General features: G+C 71.7%; 17 protein-coding genes and 1 tRNA gene. 11 read left to right on the top strand and 7 right to left on the bottom strand.

Going from position 1 to position 16,234, the window contains the following annotated elements; genetic code table 11:
• The first annotated feature begins 1 nt into the window (after position 1).
• Together ACGGAQ_RS06645 and ACGGAQ_RS06640 are read left to right on the top strand one after the other, a co-directional pair.
• Entirely contained in the window at positions 2-583 is a 582-nt protein-coding gene (locus tag ACGGAQ_RS06645; protein ID WP_393045224.1) for a YceI family protein, read from the top strand.
• A gap of 285 nt (positions 584-868) precedes the next feature.
• On the top strand, positions 869-2,347 hold the full coding sequence (locus tag ACGGAQ_RS06640) for a glutamate--cysteine ligase (protein WP_393045222.1): 1,479 nt from the start codon (positions 869-871) through the stop codon (positions 2,345-2,347).
• Positions 2,348-2,378: 31 nt separating this feature from the next.
• Here the strand turns inward: ACGGAQ_RS06640 and ACGGAQ_RS06635 are convergent, their stop codons facing one another.
• Positions 2,379-3,854 (bottom strand): hypothetical protein, encoded by a 1,476-nt coding sequence (locus ACGGAQ_RS06635; RefSeq protein ID WP_393045220.1) that lies wholly within the window; start codon positions 3,852-3,854, stop codon positions 2,379-2,381.
• Between the two features lie 122 nt (positions 3,855-3,976).
• Here ACGGAQ_RS06635 and ACGGAQ_RS06630 point away from each other — a divergent pair, with 122 nt between their 5' ends.
• Positions 3,977-4,678 (top strand): PASTA domain-containing protein, encoded by a 702-nt coding sequence (locus ACGGAQ_RS06630; RefSeq protein ID WP_393045218.1) that lies wholly within the window; start codon positions 3,977-3,979, stop codon positions 4,676-4,678.
• A gap of 166 nt (positions 4,679-4,844) precedes the next feature.
• The gene (locus ACGGAQ_RS06625) at positions 4,845-5,669 is read left to right on the top strand and encodes a PASTA domain-containing protein (RefSeq protein WP_393045216.1); all 825 of its coding nucleotides are present in this window, start codon (positions 4,845-4,847) and stop codon (positions 5,667-5,669) included.
• A gap of 7 nt (positions 5,670-5,676) precedes the next feature.
• Here the strand turns inward: ACGGAQ_RS06625 and ACGGAQ_RS06620 are convergent, their stop codons facing one another.
• Complete coding sequence (locus ACGGAQ_RS06620; protein WP_393045214.1) at positions 5,677-6,102, bottom strand: hypothetical protein; 426 nt, start codon at positions 6,100-6,102, stop codon at positions 5,677-5,679.
• A 102-nt stretch (positions 6,103-6,204) separates the two neighbouring features.
• Positions 6,205-6,489 carry a hypothetical protein gene (locus tag ACGGAQ_RS06615; RefSeq protein ID WP_393045212.1) on the bottom strand — a complete coding sequence of 95 codons (285 nt, stop codon included), beginning with the start codon at positions 6,487-6,489 and terminating at the stop codon, positions 6,205-6,207.
• A 625-nt stretch (positions 6,490-7,114) separates the two neighbouring features.
• On the opposite strand from ACGGAQ_RS06615, the gene ACGGAQ_RS06610 reads away from it, so the two are divergent.
• The 3 genes from ACGGAQ_RS06610 to ACGGAQ_RS06600 all read left to right on the top strand — a co-directional run bounded on the left by ACGGAQ_RS06610 (position 7,115) and on the right by ACGGAQ_RS06600 (position 8,796).
• A complete protein-coding gene (locus ACGGAQ_RS06610) occupies positions 7,115-7,990 on the top strand; it encodes a helix-turn-helix transcriptional regulator (protein WP_354854929.1) in 876 nt (291 codons plus the stop codon).
• Entirely contained in the window at positions 7,960-8,181 is a 222-nt protein-coding gene (locus tag ACGGAQ_RS06605; RefSeq protein ID WP_393045210.1) for a DUF397 domain-containing protein, read from the top strand. The genes ACGGAQ_RS06610 and ACGGAQ_RS06605 overlap by 31 nt, the downstream gene beginning before the upstream one ends.
• 213 nt (positions 8,182-8,394) lie before the next feature.
• Positions 8,395-8,796: a hypothetical protein gene (locus ACGGAQ_RS06600; RefSeq protein ID WP_363940550.1), complete on the top strand. Its 402-nt coding sequence runs from the start codon at positions 8,395-8,397 to the stop codon at positions 8,794-8,796.
• Here the strand turns inward: ACGGAQ_RS06600 and ACGGAQ_RS06595 are convergent.
• Positions 8,764-9,363 carry a hypothetical protein gene (locus ACGGAQ_RS06595; RefSeq protein WP_393045208.1) on the bottom strand — a complete coding sequence of 200 codons (600 nt, stop codon included), beginning with the start codon at positions 9,361-9,363 and terminating at the stop codon, positions 8,764-8,766. The genes ACGGAQ_RS06600 and ACGGAQ_RS06595 overlap by 33 nt on opposite strands.
• A 218-nt stretch (positions 9,364-9,581) precedes the next feature.
• Between ACGGAQ_RS06595 and ACGGAQ_RS06590 the strand changes: the two genes are divergently transcribed.
• A complete protein-coding gene (locus ACGGAQ_RS06590; RefSeq protein WP_393045206.1) occupies positions 9,582-11,138 on the top strand; it encodes a S8 family serine peptidase in 1,557 nt (518 codons plus the stop codon).
• 66 nt (positions 11,139-11,204) lie between these two features.
• On the opposite strand, the gene ACGGAQ_RS06585 is transcribed toward ACGGAQ_RS06590, so the two are convergent.
• The 3 genes from ACGGAQ_RS06585 to ACGGAQ_RS06575 form a co-directional block, all read right to left on the bottom strand.
• The gene (locus tag ACGGAQ_RS06585; RefSeq protein WP_393045204.1) at positions 11,205-12,011 is read right to left on the bottom strand and encodes a WecB/TagA/CpsF family glycosyltransferase; all 807 of its coding nucleotides are present in this window, start codon (positions 12,009-12,011) and stop codon (positions 11,205-11,207) included.
• Positions 12,008-13,123 (bottom strand): NAD-dependent epimerase/dehydratase family protein, encoded by a 1,116-nt coding sequence (locus ACGGAQ_RS06580; RefSeq protein ID WP_393045202.1) that lies wholly within the window; start codon positions 13,121-13,123, stop codon positions 12,008-12,010. Before ACGGAQ_RS06580 ends, ACGGAQ_RS06585 begins: the two co-directional genes overlap by 4 nt.
• A gap of 65 nt (positions 13,124-13,188) precedes the next feature.
• Positions 13,189-13,274: transfer RNA gene (locus tag ACGGAQ_RS06575), tRNA-Leu, on the bottom strand.
• 207 nt (positions 13,275-13,481) lie between these two features.
• Between ACGGAQ_RS06575 and ACGGAQ_RS06570 the strand changes: the two genes are divergently transcribed.
• From ACGGAQ_RS06570 to ACGGAQ_RS06560, 3 genes are read left to right on the top strand one after another with little or no spacing between them, the layout of a single operon-like run.
• Positions 13,482-14,270 (top strand): DUF3662 and FHA domain-containing protein, encoded by a 789-nt coding sequence (locus ACGGAQ_RS06570; RefSeq protein WP_007454122.1) that lies wholly within the window; start codon positions 13,482-13,484, stop codon positions 14,268-14,270.
• Between the two features lie 6 nt (positions 14,271-14,276).
• Positions 14,277-14,762 carry an FHA domain-containing protein gene (locus ACGGAQ_RS06565; protein WP_007454124.1) on the top strand — a complete coding sequence of 162 codons (486 nt, stop codon included), beginning with the start codon at positions 14,277-14,279 and terminating at the stop codon, positions 14,760-14,762.
• On the top strand, positions 14,759-16,213 hold the full coding sequence (locus ACGGAQ_RS06560; protein ID WP_393045199.1) for a protein phosphatase 2C domain-containing protein: 1,455 nt from the start codon (positions 14,759-14,761) through the stop codon (positions 16,211-16,213). The genes ACGGAQ_RS06565 and ACGGAQ_RS06560 overlap by 4 nt, the downstream gene beginning before the upstream one ends.
• Positions 16,214-16,234: the final 21 nt, after the last annotated feature.

Raw genomic sequence — 16,234 nt, 5'->3', positions numbered from 1 at the left:
CATGACCAGCAGCACCGATGCGGTTACCCGCGACTGGGACGGCCTCACCATCCCGACGGCCGGCACCTACGCGCTGGACGCGGCGCACAAGCGGGTCGGCTTCGTCGCCCGGCACATGATGGTGAGCAAGGTCCGCGGTGAGTTCAAGGAGGCGACCGCCACCATCACCGTCGCCGAGGACCCGCTGCAGTCCTCGGTCGTCGCCACCATCCAGGCTGCCAGCATCGACACCACCCAGGGCGACCGGGACGCGCACCTGCGCAGCCCCGAGTTCCTGGACGCCGAGAAGTACCCGACCCTGGAGTTCCGCAGCACCGGCGTCAAGTCCCGCCGCGGCAACGAGTTCGTGCTCACCGGTGAGCTGACCATCAAGGACGTCACCCGTCCGGTGGAGCTGGAGGTCGAGTTCGAGGGCGTGGGTCGCAGCCCGTTCGGCCAGGACATCTTCGGCTTCTCCGCGAGCACCGAGATCGACCGCGAGGAGTTCGGCCTGACCTGGAACGTCACCCTGGAGACCGGTGGCGTGCTGGTCGGCAAGAAGATCAAGATCGAGATCGAGGGCGAGGCCGTCCGCCAGGCCTGATCCCACGGATCACCGGCACGCCGGGCCCGCGCCGCACGTCGGCGCGGGCCCGGCGTCGTCCGTACCGAGCGCGTGTGTTTTGTCACGACTTGTTGGCACCGCCAAGGGGTCCGGCGCGGCAGCGACGGGGTAGAGATGGCGCCACGAGCGCATCCGCTCCGGCCAGCGTCGGATCACCGTCGTCGGCCTCTGGCCCCGGCCAGGCGAGCGCTCTTAACGTGGATGGTTCACAATGCGCTTTCCGGGACGGCAGGATCCCGACCGCGCCGGCTGTCGGGAGGACACATGGGCAGGGACGTCTCACAGGGCGCCTTCACCCGGGAGGACCGCGTCCGCTACCGGCAGAAGGTCCGGCGGTGCCTGGACGTCTTCGCCCTGATGCTCGACGACTTCGGGTTCGACGCCGACCGGCCGATGACCGGCCTGGAGATCGAGCTGAACCTGGTCGACTCGCGGGCCGAGCCGGCGATGCGCAACGAGGAGATCCTCGCCGACATCGCCGATCCGCTGTTCCAGACCGAGCTGGGGCAGTTCAACCTGGAGTTGAACGCCGAGCCCCGACTGATCGAGGGCGCCGGTCTCGCCGACTACGAACACGACCTGCGCAGCAGTCTCACCCGGGCCGACGAGCGCGCGGCCAAGTCCGACGCGAAGATCGTCCTGGTCGGCATCCTGCCCACCCTCACCGAGGGTCACCTGGTCGAGGACAATCTCTCCACCAACGAGCGCTACCGGGTGCTCAACGACCAGATCGTCGGCGCCCGGGGCGAGGCCATCGAACTCGACATCCGTGGCGTCGAGCAGTTGCAGACGCACACCGACTCGATCGCCCCCGAGGCGGCCTGCACGAGTCTCCAGTTCCACATCCAGGTCGCGCCGGACAGCTTCGCCGACTACTGGAACGCATCCCAGGCCATTGCCGGGGTGCAGGTGGCGGTCGGAGCGAACTCGCCCTTCCTGTACGGCCGCCAACTCTGGGCCGAAACCCGGATCGCCCTGTTCAAGCAGGCCACCGACACCCGCCCGGAAGAGCTCAAGGCTCAGGGCGTACGCCCCCGGGTCTGGTTCGGTGAGCGGTGGATCACCTCGATCTTCGACCTGTTCGAGGAGAACGTGCGGTACTTCCCGCCGCTGCTGCCGATCTGCGAGGACGAGGACCCGGTGGAGGTGCTGCACGCCGGCGGAGTGCCCCAACTGGGCGAGCTGCGGCTGCACAACGGCACCGTCTACCGCTGGAACCGCCCGGTCTACGACATCATGAACGGCCGCCCGCACCTGCGGGTGGAGAATCGCGTGTTGCCCGCCGGTCCGACGGTGGTGGACATGCTGGCCAACGCGGCCTTCTACTTCGGGCTGGTCCGTGGCCTGGCCGAGGCGGACCGGCCGATCTGGAGTCAGCTCACGTTCAGCTCGGCCGAGGAGAACTTCCACGCGGCGGCCCGGCGTGGTCTGGACGCCGTGCTGCACTGGCCCCGGTTCGGTGACGTGCCGGTCACCAAGCTGGTGCTGGAGCAGTTGCTGCCCGTCGCCGCGACCGGCCTGGACGGGTTCGGCGTCGACCCGGCGCAGCGGGACCGGCTGCTCGGCATCATCGAGCAGCGCTGTCGTACCGGCCGCAACGGCGCCGTCTGGCAGACCGAGGCGGTCTGGGCGGCGGAGCGCCAACGGGGCATGGACCGCAGCGCCGCCCTGCACCACATGGTGCAGCGCTACGCGGAACTCCAGCGCTCCAACGAACCGGTCCACACCTGGCCCGTCGACTGAGCGCAACCCGCCGGCGGGATCGGACCGGGAGTCAGTCGGTGGGGCGGGTGCCCCTGCGGGGCGGACGGGCACGCCGGGGTGCCGGGTCCTCGGTCGCCCCGGTGGTGGCGGGTTCGGCCACAGCCGTGTCGTCCGGGGACGGCCGAGGCGCCGGCACCCGGGGTGCGGCGTTTGCGTCGCCCGACCGGGCCGCCGACCTGGTCACGGGTGTCGCGGTCGCGGTCCTGCCGCGCCGAGGCGCCGTACCGGTCGAGGTGTCCGTCGCCGGCCCGTCGCCGTCCGGCCCAGCGCCGGTCGCCCGGTCGCGCGGAGTTGGTCCGGTCGCGCCGGCCGCGGTGCTGTCGATCCGAGCGCCCGGACGGGTGGCCGGATCGGGCTCGATCGGGGCGGTCGGTGCGGGCTGCGTGTCGGCGGCGGCTGACCGTCGGTGGGCGGCGCGCCTGCGGCCGGCCCGCTCGGCGAGGACGGCGGCCAGCACCGAGCCGCCGACGCCGGCGATCACCGCGTACGGGGCGATGAGCTGGGTGGAGAACTGTGCGGGCCCCAGCGTGACCCAGCGCGGCACGGTGGTCAGGTAGGCGAGCGCGACGAGCAGCGGACCGGCCGCGCCGGAGGCCGCCGCGCCGATCCGGTGCCCGTCCGACCGCGCGGCGCCCCGAGCGGCGAGCGCACCGATCAGGAGCGCGGGTACGAGCGCCAGCAGCGCGCCGGGCCAGTAGAGCTGGCCCCCGATCCAGTACCGGGCGTGGTCCGGGTCGAGCTGCCAGGTGCCGAGCTGAGCGCCGGTGAGCCCGCGCCCGACGCGTACCCCGTCGATGACCGAGACCACCGCGAGCAGCCAGAGCCAGGCGGCTGTCGCGGTGACGTTCAGCGCGGCGGTGCGGGAGCGCAGCGCCCAGAGCGCGACGAACACGCCGATCAGGATGCCCAGCACCGCGTGCAGGGCGGCGACCCGTTGCGGCGTGCCGGTGTCGGCACCCGCGGCGACCCGGGCCGGTACGGCGACCAGCAGCACGGTGACCAGTCCACCGAGCGCGGCGCCGAGCGCCAGCGACAGCCTGCGGAACAGGCTGCCGGGCTCGTCGGGCGGCGTGTCGGCCACCGGTGCCGATCGATCGACCGCCGAGGTCGGCCGGGCCCGTGCCGCGTCGGTGCCCTCGACCCGGGCCGGCCGTCCCTCGTCGAGCGCCGCCGGCTGCGGCAGCGCCGCCTCGGTCGCCGGGGCGGGTGCCGTCGGCTCGGCGCCGGTGGCCGGCTGGTCAACCGCTGGGGGTACGGCACGCTGGTGCAGTCGCTGCGCGCAGACCGCGCCGAGCACGGTCGAGCTGGCGGCGAGCCAGCTGGCCCAGGCGAGGCCATCCGCCCAGGCCGTGTCGTTGGCCCCGGCGTCGGTGGGCGTCCAGGTGATGACGCCGAGCCCGTAGCCGAAGCCGAGCTGCGCGGCGCCCGCGCCGGCAGCGACCCCGATCGCCGTCACGATCGATACTCCCCAGCCCCGTCTGGCCATGCCGGGCAGCGTAACGTCCCGTCGTCGGTGCGGCGAGTCGTAGTGACCCGCCGGTATGGACCGTCGGCACAACGTGATGGGCGGCTAACGGTACGGTCGCCGGTCATGAGGCGGTGGGCGGTATGACGGACGCGAACACGGGTCGGCAGGATTCCGCCGGCGGCCAGGCCGGCGGCGGTGGAAGCCGGGCCAGCGTGCTGCTCGGTGGCGGGCTGGTCGCGGTGCTGCTGGCCGTGGTCGGTGCGACCGGTGGCTGGCTGCTGGCCGGTGACGATGGCGAATCTCCGGTGAACCCGCAGGCGGTGGCCAGCACGGCCGGTACGCCGACCGACCGGGCCACCTCGTCCCGGCCGACCGCCGGCCGGACCACGCCGTCCGCCCCGCGGACGACCGCCTCCGCGACGAAAGGGACGGGGCTGACCGTGCCACCGGTGGTCGGCGCCGACTTCGTGCAGGCCCGCGAGATGCTGCGTAAGCAGCGGTTGGGCTGGCGTCTGGTCTTCGGCGGTGGCACCGGCCGCACGGTGGAGAGCGCCTCGCCGGCCGTGGGCACCGAGGTGGCCCGGGGCACCACCGTCCAGTTGCAGGTGGCCGGTCCGGCCCCCGCCGCCGAGGTGCCGGACGTGGTCGGCGACGACTGCGCCGAGGCGGCCGATGAGCTGGTCGAGGAGGGGCTCTACCCGCGTTACCGCAGCGGGCGCAGCGGGAAGGTCAGCCGGCAGGAGCCGACCGAGGACGGCCCGGCCCGCTGGAACGACGAGGTGAGCATCTGGTGTGGGGCGGCGGCCCCGCCGAGCCAGCCGATCGTGAAGCCCACCCTCTGACCCGCACCGCTTCGCGGCGTCGACCCACCCGACCTGCCCCGTCGGACACCAGCTGACCCGACTGCGGCACGCGGTTCGCGGCACCGATACCGGGCGATGTCGACGTGGGCGGTTAGGTTGACGGTCGAGGGCCATGGCGCCCGCCCGGTTCGGGAAAGGACGTGCGATGAGCGACGACCGCCAGGAGCCGCCCGCCGGGGAGCCCGAGGACGACCGCACCCGCCCCCTGCCGCCCTCCGGCGGCAACCGGCCGCAGCCGCCGGACCGCACCGCGTCGCCGGACGAGACGATGCCGATCGACCGGGCCGCTTCGGGTGGTCGTGGTGGGTCGCCGGACGAGACGATGCCGATCGACCGGGCCGCCGCGGGGCCGTCGGGCGACCGGACGGCGCGGATGCCGGTGGAGCGGTCGACGCCGCCGCCGTGGTCCGGGCGGGCCGAGGTGCGCGCGCCCCGACCGGCCGAACCGACTGCGGACTGGTACGTCGAGGAGCAGGGTGGCCGGCGCTGGTGGCTGCCGATCCTCTGGGGCGTACTCGCTCTGCTGCTCGCCGGGCTGCTCGGGGCAGCCCTGTGGGTGGTGCTCAACGCCCGGGACGACGACCCCGACGAACCGGCGACGCCGTCTGTCCCGCCGGCCAGTGCCAGTGCCAGCGCCGCGCCCAGCAGCAGCGCCCCGACCTCGGCGGCGCCCAGCAGCGCGACGCCGAGCAGCCCGGCGGCGACCACCGGGGAGGCGCAGATACCGGTGCCGCCGCTGACCGGCCTGCCGCAGGCCACCGCCCAAGGGCTGCTGGAACGGCTCGGCCTGAGCTACCGAGTGGTCTACCGCCCGTCCGAGCTGCCGCCGGGGACGGTGGTCAGCACCGATCCGGAGGCCGGCGCGACGGTGCGGACCGACGAGGAGGTGCTGCTGGTGATCTCCCAGGCGCGGCCTTCGACCGCGACCAGCCGGACCAGCCCGAGCCCGACGGTGACTACCACGCCGTGACCGATCTTCACCACATCCGGCGACGGGTGCCGACGAGGCCGAGGCCGGCGAGCGAGATGGTGAGGCCGAAGATCCCGGACCAGAACAGCGAACGGCGGACGTCCGTGGCAGGGTGCCCGGCCGGCGCGGCGTCGCTGAGTTCCTGCGGTCCGTCGGACTGACCACCGGCACCGGCACCGGCGGCCGGGCCGGACGCTCCGACGCGTCCGTCGGAGTCGTCGGCGCTGATCCAGCCGGGATCGTCGGCTGGCGGGTCGGCGTCGACCACGGTGATCTCCGGGGCCGGCACCGGAACGGCCAGCCGGGTGGACGACAACGCCGGGTCGCGGACCAGGACCACCATGGTGGTCACGGCGCCGAGGAGAGCGAGCAGTCCGAGAGCGTAGGTGATACGGGAGCGGTGGTGCCGCCGCACGGCGGGCTGATTGACCATGACCATCCCAGGCTCAGGGTCCTGGACGTGCGGTGGAACATGCCGGGGTGGGCGTACCGATTCTATGGCGACGGCACGCCTACCCGCGGCGGTTCGCGCTGGTCAGCCGACTCTGACCGGCGTACGGGCGACCGGTCGTCGGGTCCGTACGGTGTGCGGGCGGGGCTCCGGCGCGGCCTGCACCTGTTGCAGCCCTTCCCGCTGTACGAAGATCGACCGTCGGCTGACGGCATCGCCGGCGGCGTTGAGCTCGTAGCCGTCGAGCCAGAGCCAACCGTCGTAGGTCGGCCAGTCGAGCACCCGGATCACCCGGAACATGATCGGCCTGAGGAACTGGACACTCGCCGCGCGAGTCACGTGCAGAACGTCACCGGAGCGGGGAAGCACATGGGCTCCTGGGGAGGGAGAGCCGGCGTCGTGCCGGCGGGTGACTGGTCTGGGATGTCTCGGCCCGGTGACGGGATCGCGCCTCGTGGACCGGTTGGTGCGTGATGGTGGCCGGGCCGTACCCGCTGGTGGCGTGCCGCCACCCGACCATCACCGGACTGCTTCCGGGAACCGCGCCCACCGCCGCAGTCAGCTGGCTTGCAGCGGTGGGGTCATCACCCCGGCGCAGGTCTGAGTGGCGCCGGCCGGGCCCGCGCCCCGCCCGGCCATCCGGAGTCGGTGGGGTCACCACACCCGGAGAGCGGACGGAGACGCTGAGTGATCCGTGCCATACGGACAGACTGCATCAGCGACGTGCTTCATGCAAGTTGCACGTCGACTTTTGCCGATACGTGAGTTCGCCGCGCAAAGCGGCGCTTGAAGCCATCCGCGTACGGACGGCACACTGAGGGCCGGTTTCGCCCGTCGCGGCCGGCCGATGACCGGCACCACCCCTCGTCGCGAACGCTCGCCGGTCGACGGTCGCGCCCCCGGTGAGCGGCAGCCAGTGGCGCGTCGACCGGAGGTAGCCCGAGAGTGGGGTCGAGCAACCAGCGGCGAGGACCAGAGACACCGAGGTCGCGCAATGAGTGAGCGGCGCAGCCCGACGATCCGACGGCGGCGGCTCGGCGCCGAGCTGCGCCGGCAGCGGGAGTCGGCCGGGATCACCATCGAGGTTGTCGCCGAGCAGTTGGAGTGCTCGGCGTCCAAGATCTCCCGCATCGAGACGGGCCACACCACGGCCACCCCGCGCGACGTGCGGGACATGCTGAGGATCTACGGCGTCGTGGGTGCCGAGAGCGACGAACTCGTCCAGATCGCCCGGGAGGCGCGGCAGAAGGGCTGGTGGCACCCGTACAGCACGGTGCTGGTCGGTGCGTACGTCGGGCTGGAGGCGGCGGCGAGTTCGATCCGGGCGTACGAACAGCAGGTCGTTCCGGGCCTGTTGGAGACCGAGGAGTACGCCGGGGCGATGATCCGAGCCGCCCGTCCGGACTTCACCGCCGATCAGGTACACCAGAGGGTGCGTGTCCGTCTGGGCCGTCAGTCGTTGTTGACCCAGGACGATCCGGTCGATCTGTGGGTGGTGCTCGATGAGGCGGTGGTAAGTCGGCCGGTGGGCGGGGACGAGGTGATGCGCGGCCAGCTCAGGCGGTTGGTCGAGGTGGCCGAGTTGCCGAACGTGACGCTCCAGATCCTCCCCTTCGAGGTGGGTGCGCACGCCGGCATGGACGGGACCTTCACGATCCTCAGTTTCCCCGAGCCCGGTGATCCGGATGTCGTGTACGCGGAGAACGCCACGGGTGGGCTATTCCTTGAGAAGAGCGACGAACTGCAGAAGTACAGCTTCATCTTCGATCACATCCGCGCTGCGGCCATTCGTCCAGAGGAGTCCATCGCACACATCGCAAAACTGGCAGAGGAGCCGAGATGGCGACCAAGAGGTTCCCCGTGGACCTGACGCAGGCGACGTGGTTCAAGAGCTCGAAGAGCGGGCCGAACTGCGACAACTGTGTGGAGGTGGCGTACGTGACCGGGGCGGTCGGAGTGCGGGACTCGAAGGACAAGACTGGCCCGGCCCTGGTCTTCGCTCCCGGCGACTGGCACGCCTTCGTCGCCGGCACCAGGGATGGTGTGTTGGGTTCGGTCTGACCGAGTGAGTAGTCGAGGTCCCCGTCCGGTCCCGACCGGGCGGGGACCCTCCGTGTCCCGGGACGCCGCCGGCCCGGAGCGAACGGCCGGGCTCGGCGAGGTTCCGCCGGGATTCCCGTCGCCACAGCGGGTCCGCCTCGTTGAACCGGTCGGTACGGCGCTGGTCGACGACCCGCCGCACCGACCCGCACCCGAGCGAGGCAGGCGAGACGGATGACGACGATCGGTTCAGAGAACCTCACCAACGGTCCGGGCAAGCCGGAGCGGTTCGGTGGCAAGTACCGCGGGGCGCGTCGGGACACCGTACTGACCGAGGTGGTCTCGACCGACCAGGAGTTGGACGGGCGGGAGGCGACCGCCCAGGAGGCGGCGGACGCGCCGCTCTCGCTGCCGTCGCTGGACCCGAACCCGCTGGTCGAGCCGTCGTTCCCGCCGACCGGCTGGCCGATGGAGCCGACCGGTTCGCTGGCCGACCACCCGCTGCTGCGCGGCCTGCTGCTGGAATTGCCGCCGAAGGGCAGCATCCCGCCGCCGGGCTGGCTGGACCGCTGGTTCGAGGCGACCCGCGCGATCCTCGAACTGCTATACGTGCAGGGGTCCGGCCGCTCGCGCTGACCGGGGCGCGGCGGGCTGAGCCCGCTCGGTGAGCCGGCTGTGCCGCAGCGCGTGCCGGACGCCGATCGCGGCCACCGCGAGCGCGCCGACGGTGATCGCCGGCCCGGTGACCCCGGGGTCGGCGCCGAGGTCCGCGCCGGCCGCCGCGATCACCGCCGGCACCGTCGCCAGGGCGGTCGCCTGCAACGGCAACCCGATGAGCGGGTGCGCCGCGGCGGCGCGCAGCCCGTGCGGGGCGGGTGTCCCGGGTGCGGTGTCGAACGCCCCGGCCCCGGCCCGCAGGCGGCGGATCCGTCGTACGGAGCAGACGGCCACCACGAGCGCCGGGCCGGTGGCGAGGGTGAGCCCGGTGCCGGCCCGGTCGACTGGCGCGGTGCCGGCGCTGAGCAGCCCGCCGATGGACACGGCCGCGACCAGCGCCACGCCCGCCAGCGCGAGCGCCAGCAACCATCCGGTACGCCGACGCAGCGCACGCGCGTCGCGCAGCCGGGGCAGTCGGTCGGCCAGGACCCCGGCGGCCAGCCAGACGGCGGCGACCGGCAACACGATGGTCAGCTGACTCTCCATGTCGGAGACTCTTCCCCGTCCGGGAGCGCGGCGAATCCGGGCCGCACCCCCGTTGGCCCCGGAAGCCGAGCCCGTAGGGGACATCCCATCGACGTGATGGATGTTTCGACATGTTTATCTGCCCGGCCTCATCGATCTACCCTCGGCTTGATCGGCAAGCGTCGATTGGTGTGGTACCGGTGGTCGCGTTTCGCCGCCGGTCGGAGGGAGGTAGGGAGATGGGTCTTCCACGCAGGTCCGTACTGGTCGGGGTGACCGCCGCGACCGTACTGGCCGTCGGCACCCCGGCCCTGGCCGCCGAGCCCGTCGGCGTCGTCCGGGAGGCCGGTGGAGCCACCGCCGTGCCGGACAGCTACATCGTCGTCCTCAAGGACACCGCCGTGACCTCCAGCCGGGTCGGTGACACCGCGCAGCGGCTGACCGGCCGGCACGGCGGAAGGGTCGCCCGCACCTACGGCACGGCGCTGCGTGGCTTCGAGGTCACCGTCAGTGCGGGCGCGGCGGCACGGATCGCCGCCGACCCGGCCGTCGCGTACGTCGAGCAGAACCACACCGTGTCGATCTCCGGAACGCAGGCCAACCCGCCCTCCTGGGGCCTGGACCGCATCGACCAGCGCAACCTGCCGCTGGACAGCTCCTACACCTACCCGAACACGGCGAGCAACGTGCACGCCTACATCATCGACACCGGCATCCGCTTCACCCACAACGACTTCGGCGGCCGGGCCACCTCCGGCTACGACGCCGTGGACGGCGGGTCGGCCGACGACTGCAACGGGCACGGCACGCACGTCGCCGGCACCGTCGGCGGATCGTCGTACGGGGTGGCCAAGGGCGTCCAACTGGTCGGCGTACGGGTGCTGAACTGCTCCGGCAGTGGCACCAACGCCGGTGTGATCGCCGGTGTCGACTGGGTCACCCAGAACGCGGTCAAGCCGGCGGTGGCGAACATGAGCCTCGGCGGCGGCGCGAACAGCTCGCTGGACACCGCCGTCCGCAACTCGATCGCGTCCGGTGTCACGTACGGCCTCGCCGCCGGAAACGACAACGGCGCGAACGCCTGCAACACCTCGCCGGGGCGTACCGCGGAGGCGATCACGGTCGGCTCGACGACCAGCTCGGACGCCCGGTCGTCGTTCTCCAACATCGGCACCTGCCTGGACATCTTCGCGCCGGGATCCTCGATCACCTCGGCCTGGTACACGAGCAACACCGCGACCAACACGATCAGCGGCACCTCGATGGCCACCCCCCACGTGGTCGGCGCGGCGGCGCTGCTGGCCAGCGCCAACCCGAGCTGGAGCCCGCAGCAGATCCGTGACCAGATGGTGGCCAACGCGACCCCGAACGTGGTGGGCAACGCCGGCTCGGGCTCGCCGAACCGGCTGCTGTACGTGGGCACCGGCACCACCCCGCCGCCTCCCACCGGCTGCACCGGCACCAACGGCACCGACGTGTCGATCCCGGACGCCGGTGCGGCGGTGACCAGCTCGATCACGATCGCCGGCTGTGGGCGCAACGCCTCGTCGGCCTCCACGGTGGCGGTGAACATCGTGCACACGTACCGCGGTGATCTGGTCATCGACCTGCTCGCCCCGGACGGCAGCGCGTACCGGCTGAAGAACAGCAGCACCTCGGACAGCGCCGACAACGTGAACACCACGTACACGGCCAACGTGTCCGGTGAGGCCGCCGACGGCACCTGGCGACTTCAGGTGCGCGACACCTACTCGGCCGACACCGGCTACATCAACAGCTGGACCCTGACCGTCTGACCGTTGTGCACGAGCGAGGCCCCACCCGGCTGGCCGGGTGGGGCCTCGTGTCGTACGGGATCGGGGTCAGACCGCGAAGGTGGCCGGCCGCTCGGTGGCCGGGGCCGGCGGGCGGGCCTTCCACAGACCGGTCTTCTGACCGGCGAGCCGGGCCAGGTAGGCGGGGTTGAGGATCACGTAGCGGCGCCAGAGTCGTTTCGGCTCCAGACCGAGCCGCCAGAACCACTCCAGGCCGGCGCGCTGCATCCACGGCGGGGGCTGGCGCAGCAGCCCGGCGTGGTAGTCGAAGGCCGCGCCGACCGCCATCAGCGGCATGTCGAGCAGCGGACGCATGGCGTACGTGAAGACCTCCTGGCGCGGGCAGCCGAGCCCGACCAGGACGAGCCGGGCGCCGCTGGACCGGATCCGGTCGGCGATCTCGGCGTCCTCGCCCGGCTGGACCGCACGGAACTTCGACGGCTCCACACCGGCGATCTTCAGCGCGGGGAACATCCGCTCCAGCGCCGGGATCAGCTTGGCCAACGTCTCCTCGGTCGAGCCGTACAGGTAGACCGGCAGCCCCTCGTCGGCGAAGCGGGAGAGCACGTGCAGGGTCAGCGTCGGCCCGTAGACGCGGTCGGTGAGCCCGGCGTGGTGCAGCAGGTTGAGCGCCCAGCGCACCGGCTGTCCGTCCGGGGTGACCACGTCGAAGGAGTTGAGCCGGGCATTGTGCGCGGGATCCAGCACACCGGTCATCACGCCGTGCACGGCCAACGCGGTAAGCGCGAGTGGCCGCCGCTCGTGCGCCGCGGTCACCACGGCGTCGGTCGCCGTGGCGTAGTCGGTGGCGTCGACGAGGACGCCGAGCACGTTGCGCTTGGTCTTGCCCGTCATGGCTGCGGCACCCACTTGTCCACGTTGGCCTCGTAGATCTCCCGCAGGATCATCGGCACGTCGTACGTGATCTTCCACTCCGGGTACTGCTCCTCGAACCGGGCCATGCTGCTCACGTACCACTGGTGGTCGCCGGTGCGGGCCTGCTCGACGTAGTTGATGTTGGCCTCGCGGCCGGTGATCTCCTCGGCGATCGCGAACGCCTCGATGTGCGAGGTGTTCGAGTGCCGGCCGCCGCCGAGGTTGTAGACCTCGGCGGAACGGGGCGCCCGGAAGAACGCCTCGAACGCGGTCAGCACGTCGTGGGAGTGGATCGCGTCGCGGACCATCTTGCCCTTGTAGCCGAACAGGTTGTACGTCCGGCCCTCCATCACGCAGCGCATCAGGTAGGCCAGGAACCCGTGCAGCTCGGCGGCCGAGTGGGCCGGGCCGGTCAGGGTGCCGCCCCGGAAGCAGGCGGTCTTCATGTCGAAGTAGCGGCCGTACTCCTGCACCATCACGTCCGCGGCGACCTTGGAAGCGCCGAAGACCGAGTGCAGCGAGTGGTCGATCGACATCTCCTCGGTGATGCCCTGGTACCAGCGGTGGTCCTCGGGCAGCTCGTACCGGGTCTCCAGCTCGATCAGTGGCAGGCTGTTGGGCCGGTCGCCGTAGACCTTGTTTGTCGAGCAGTGGATGAACGGCGCGTCGATCGCGTGGCGGCGGGTGTTCTCCAGGATGTTGAGCGTGCCGCCGGCGTTCACGTCGAAGTCCGTGTACGGCTCCTTGGCCGCCCAGTCGTGGCTCGGCTGCGCGGCGCTGTGGATCACCACGGCGATGTTCGAGCCGTACTTCTTGAACACCTGCTCCAGGCCGTCCCGGTCCCGGATGTCCACCGCGAAGTGGGTGTAGGAGTTACCCAGGTCACGGCCGAGCCGTTCCAGGCTCCACGAGGTGGAGCCGTCCTCACCGAAGAAGTACCGACGCATGTCGTTGTCGATGCCGACGACGTCCAGACCGAGGCCGGCGAAGTGCCGGACCGCCTCGGAGCCGATCAGACCGCCCGACCCGGTCACCAACGCGACACTCACACGCCACTCCTGGTCCATCGGAGGCAGAAACCATCGGAGCATAGCGTGACGCCCGGCACGCCCCGATATGACGGAAGGGCCCCGCGATTCGCGGAGCCCTCGTCTTGTGGTGGGGATGGGGGGAGTTGAACCCCCACGCCCTTTCGGGCACACGGACCTGAACCGTGCGCGTCTGCCATTCCGCCACATCCCCGTGGCACGACCCGGGACACTGTAGCCGCCCCGGACCCGCTGTCTCCAACAGGCCCCGGGAATACTACGCTGTCCCAGACGCTCGCCACGAGCGGTTACCGTTCGTGGCGGACGAAAGATTAGCACGGCAGTCCCGGTCCTTCCGAACGGGCCGGGAGCAGCCGGCCGAGCGGCGTGTGAGCTGCGCGCGCGCCGGCCGGATACCATCATGTCCTCGGGACCCGAGGAGGAGCCGGTGAGCGTGCTGCAACGCTTCGAGAAGCGTCTGGAAGGCCTGGTCGAGGGGGCCTTCGCCAAGGTCTTCAAAGGGGTGGTCCACCCCGTGGAGATCCTCAACGCCATGCAGCGGGAGGCCGAGGCGCACAAGGCGATCCTGGCCGGTGGGCGCACGTTGGTGCCCAACCGCTACGTGATCGATCTCTCGCCGTTCGACCACAGTCGTCTGGCGCCGTACGCCGCCGCGCTGGCCCAGGAGCTGGCCCAGTCGCAGGCGGAGTTCATCGGCGAGCAGGCCTGGACGGTCTACGGCGACGTGATCGTCGAGATCGAGCGGGGGGAGGGCCTGGACACGGGAATGTTCCGGGTCACCGCCGAGGTCTACACCGGCGGCGAGGTCGCCCCCGTGTCGGCACCCGGCTACGACGCCGGCCCGCCTGCCTACCCCGCGTACGACCAGGGTGGCGGCTACGGCCCGCCGCCCGGGCACGGTGGCGGCCGCAACGTGCGGCTGGTCTCCGGTGACGGACGCACCTACCCGCTCCAGATGGGGTCGACGGTGATCGGTCGCGGCGACCAGGCGAACCTGCGCCTGCCCGACGTCGGCATCTCCCGGCGACACGCCCGGCTGGATTTCGATGGCGGCCAGGTTGTGCTGACCGATCTGGGCTCCACCAACGGCACCATGGTCAACGGGCAGCGGGTCTCCGCCGTCGCCCTCAACCCGGGTGACATGGTCCAGCTCGGCACCACGACGCTGACCTTCCGCGTGGACGGCTGAGCCGCCTTGCCGGCACTGGTCATCACCGTTGCCCGGTTCGGGTTCCTGATCCTGCTGTGGATCTTCGTGTTCACGGTGGTCGGCGTGATCCGTCGGGATCTCTTCGCGGGGGCCCGGTCCGGTCGCCTGGTGGCGGCACCACGCGCGGTTGGCGCCTCGACGGGGCAGGCGGCCAAACCGGCGAAGGTGAAGCGGGGCAGGGCGGCCCACCAGTTGGTGGTCACCGCAGGTCAACTGGCCGGCACCCGCATCACCCTCGGTGAAGCGCAGATCACCATCGGTCGGGCCGAGGACTCCACCCTGGTCATCACCGACGACTACGCCTCCGCGCGGCACGCGAGACTCGTGCCGCGCGAGGGCCAGTGGTTCGTCGAGGACCTCGGCTCGACTAACGGCACGTACCTAGATCGCGCTAAGGTCACCGGACCAACCCCCGTACCCCTCGGCGTGCCGATCCGGATCGGCCGCACTTCCCTCGAATTACGGCCATGACTCTGACCCTGCGCTATGCGGCCCACAGCGACCGCGGTCTGATCCGTGACGGCAATCAAGACTCCGTCTACGCCGGGCCGCGGCTACTCGCCGTTGCCGACGGCATGGGCGGCATGGCCGCCGGTGACGTCGCCAGCAACATCGTCATCGGTGCCATGGCGCCGCTCGACGAGGACGTCCCAGGGGACGCTCTCGTCGACGCGTTGCGTTCGGCCGTGGGCACCGCCAACCAACAGCTCCGCGACACGGTGGACGCCAACCCGCAGTTGGAGGGGATGGGCACCACGCTGACGGCGACCCTCTTCTCCGGCAGCAAGCTGGGGATGGTCCACATCGGCGACTCGCGGGCCTATCTGCTGCGCAATGGTGAGTTCGCCCAGATCACCAAGGACGACACGTACGTCCAGATGCTCGTCGACGAGGGCCGGATCAGCGCCGAGGAGGCGAGCAGTCACCCGCAGCGGTCGCTGCTGACCCGAGCTCTCGACGGCCGGGACATCGACCCGGAGTACTCGGTGCGCCAGGTGCTGCCCGGCGACCGGTACCTCATCTGCAGCGACGGCCTCTCCGGCGTGGTGAGCGCCGAGACCATCGGCGAGACCCTGCGGGAGTACACCGACCCGCAGCAGTGCGTCGAGCGGCTGGTGCAGCTCGCGCTGCGCGGCGGCGGTCCGGACAACATCACGGTGATCATCGCCGACGCCACCGACCACGACATCGTCGAGGCCACCCCGATCGTCGGCGGCGCCGCCGCCCGGGACCGGGGCATGGCCACCTCCGCCGACGACTCGACCCCGGCCGCCCGGGCCTCGGCGCTCTCCGCGCCGCGCCCCGCGGCGCCCGAGGAGCCCAACGCGTCCGACGACGAGCCGGAGCGGCCGAAGCGCCGGCCGGTGCGGACCGCCGTGATGGCACTGGCCCTGCTGGTGATCGTCGGCGGTGCGGCCTTCGCCGGCTGGACGTACACCCAGCGGCAGTACTACGTGGGCGCCACCGAGGAAGGGCAGGTCGCCGTCTTCCGTGGCATCCAGGGGCAGATCGCCGGGATGGACCTGTCCACCGTGCATCGCACCAGCGGTACCCGGTTGGACGACCTCACGGTCGCCGCTCAGGACACGGTCAAGGTGGGCATCCGGGCCAAGAACGAGCCGGATGCCGAGCGCCAGCTCGCCGAGCTGACCAGCGACACCCCGACCAACCCCAACCTCAAGCCGATCTGCCCGCCCGACCCGGGCGCGGCGGCCGGCACCCCGACGCCCACCCCGCCCGCGACGTCCCCGACGCCGAACACCAGCCCAACCCCCGGCGCGTCGGTGAACGGGGTCCTCAGCGCGAGCCCGACCAGCGCGGCCACCGCCGCCGGGACCGACCCGACCACCACACCCGACGCCACGCCCTCCGACTCGGCCCCGCCGGCGCTCGACCCGGCCGGCTGCCGGTCTCCCGAGTGAGCGTCGGCTGAGATCCCAAGG

This window comes from Micromonospora sp. NPDC047557, from assembly GCF_043205095.1.
GTDB lineage: Bacteria > Actinomycetota > Actinomycetes > Mycobacteriales > Micromonosporaceae > Micromonospora.
This window is presented reverse-complemented; position numbering and strand designations above follow the sequence as displayed.

Bases quoted from the DNA above. Each gene is read 5' to 3' on its own strand.
- ACGGAQ_RS06625 (WP_393045216.1), top strand. From the start codon at position 4,845: ATGAGCGACGACCGCCAGGAGCCGCCCGCCGGGGAGCCCGAGGACGAC.
- ACGGAQ_RS06560 (WP_393045199.1), top strand. From the start codon at position 14,759: ATGACTCTGACCCTGCGCTATGCGGCCCACAGCGACCGCGGTCTGATC.
- ACGGAQ_RS06600 (WP_363940550.1), top strand. From the start codon at position 8,395: ATGACGACGATCGGTTCAGAGAACCTCACCAACGGTCCGGGCAAGCCG.
- ACGGAQ_RS06630 (WP_393045218.1), top strand. From the start codon at position 3,977: ATGACGGACGCGAACACGGGTCGGCAGGATTCCGCCGGCGGCCAGGCC.
- ACGGAQ_RS06570 (WP_007454122.1), top strand. From the start codon at position 13,482: ATGTCCTCGGGACCCGAGGAGGAGCCGGTGAGCGTGCTGCAACGCTTC.
- ACGGAQ_RS06640 (WP_393045222.1), top strand. From the start codon at position 869: ATGGGCAGGGACGTCTCACAGGGCGCCTTCACCCGGGAGGACCGCGTC.
- ACGGAQ_RS06635 (WP_393045220.1), bottom strand. From the start codon at position 3,854: ATGGCCAGACGGGGCTGGGGAGTATCGATCGTGACGGCGATCGGGGTC.
- ACGGAQ_RS06645 (WP_393045224.1), top strand. From the start codon at position 2: ATGACCAGCAGCACCGATGCGGTTACCCGCGACTGGGACGGCCTCACC.
- ACGGAQ_RS06605 (WP_393045210.1), top strand. From the start codon at position 7,960: ATGGCGACCAAGAGGTTCCCCGTGGACCTGACGCAGGCGACGTGGTTC.
- ACGGAQ_RS06590 (WP_393045206.1), top strand. From the start codon at position 9,582: ATGGGTCTTCCACGCAGGTCCGTACTGGTCGGGGTGACCGCCGCGACC.
- ACGGAQ_RS06610 (WP_354854929.1), top strand. From the start codon at position 7,115: ATGAGTGAGCGGCGCAGCCCGACGATCCGACGGCGGCGGCTCGGCGCC.
- ACGGAQ_RS06620 (WP_393045214.1), bottom strand. From the start codon at position 6,102: ATGGTCAATCAGCCCGCCGTGCGGCGGCACCACCGCTCCCGTATCACC.
- ACGGAQ_RS06595 (WP_393045208.1), bottom strand. From the start codon at position 9,363: ATGGAGAGTCAGCTGACCATCGTGTTGCCGGTCGCCGCCGTCTGGCTG.
- ACGGAQ_RS06580 (WP_393045202.1), bottom strand. From the start codon at position 13,123: ATGCTCCGATGGTTTCTGCCTCCGATGGACCAGGAGTGGCGTGTGAGT.
- ACGGAQ_RS06585 (WP_393045204.1), bottom strand. From the start codon at position 12,011: ATGACGGGCAAGACCAAGCGCAACGTGCTCGGCGTCCTCGTCGACGCC.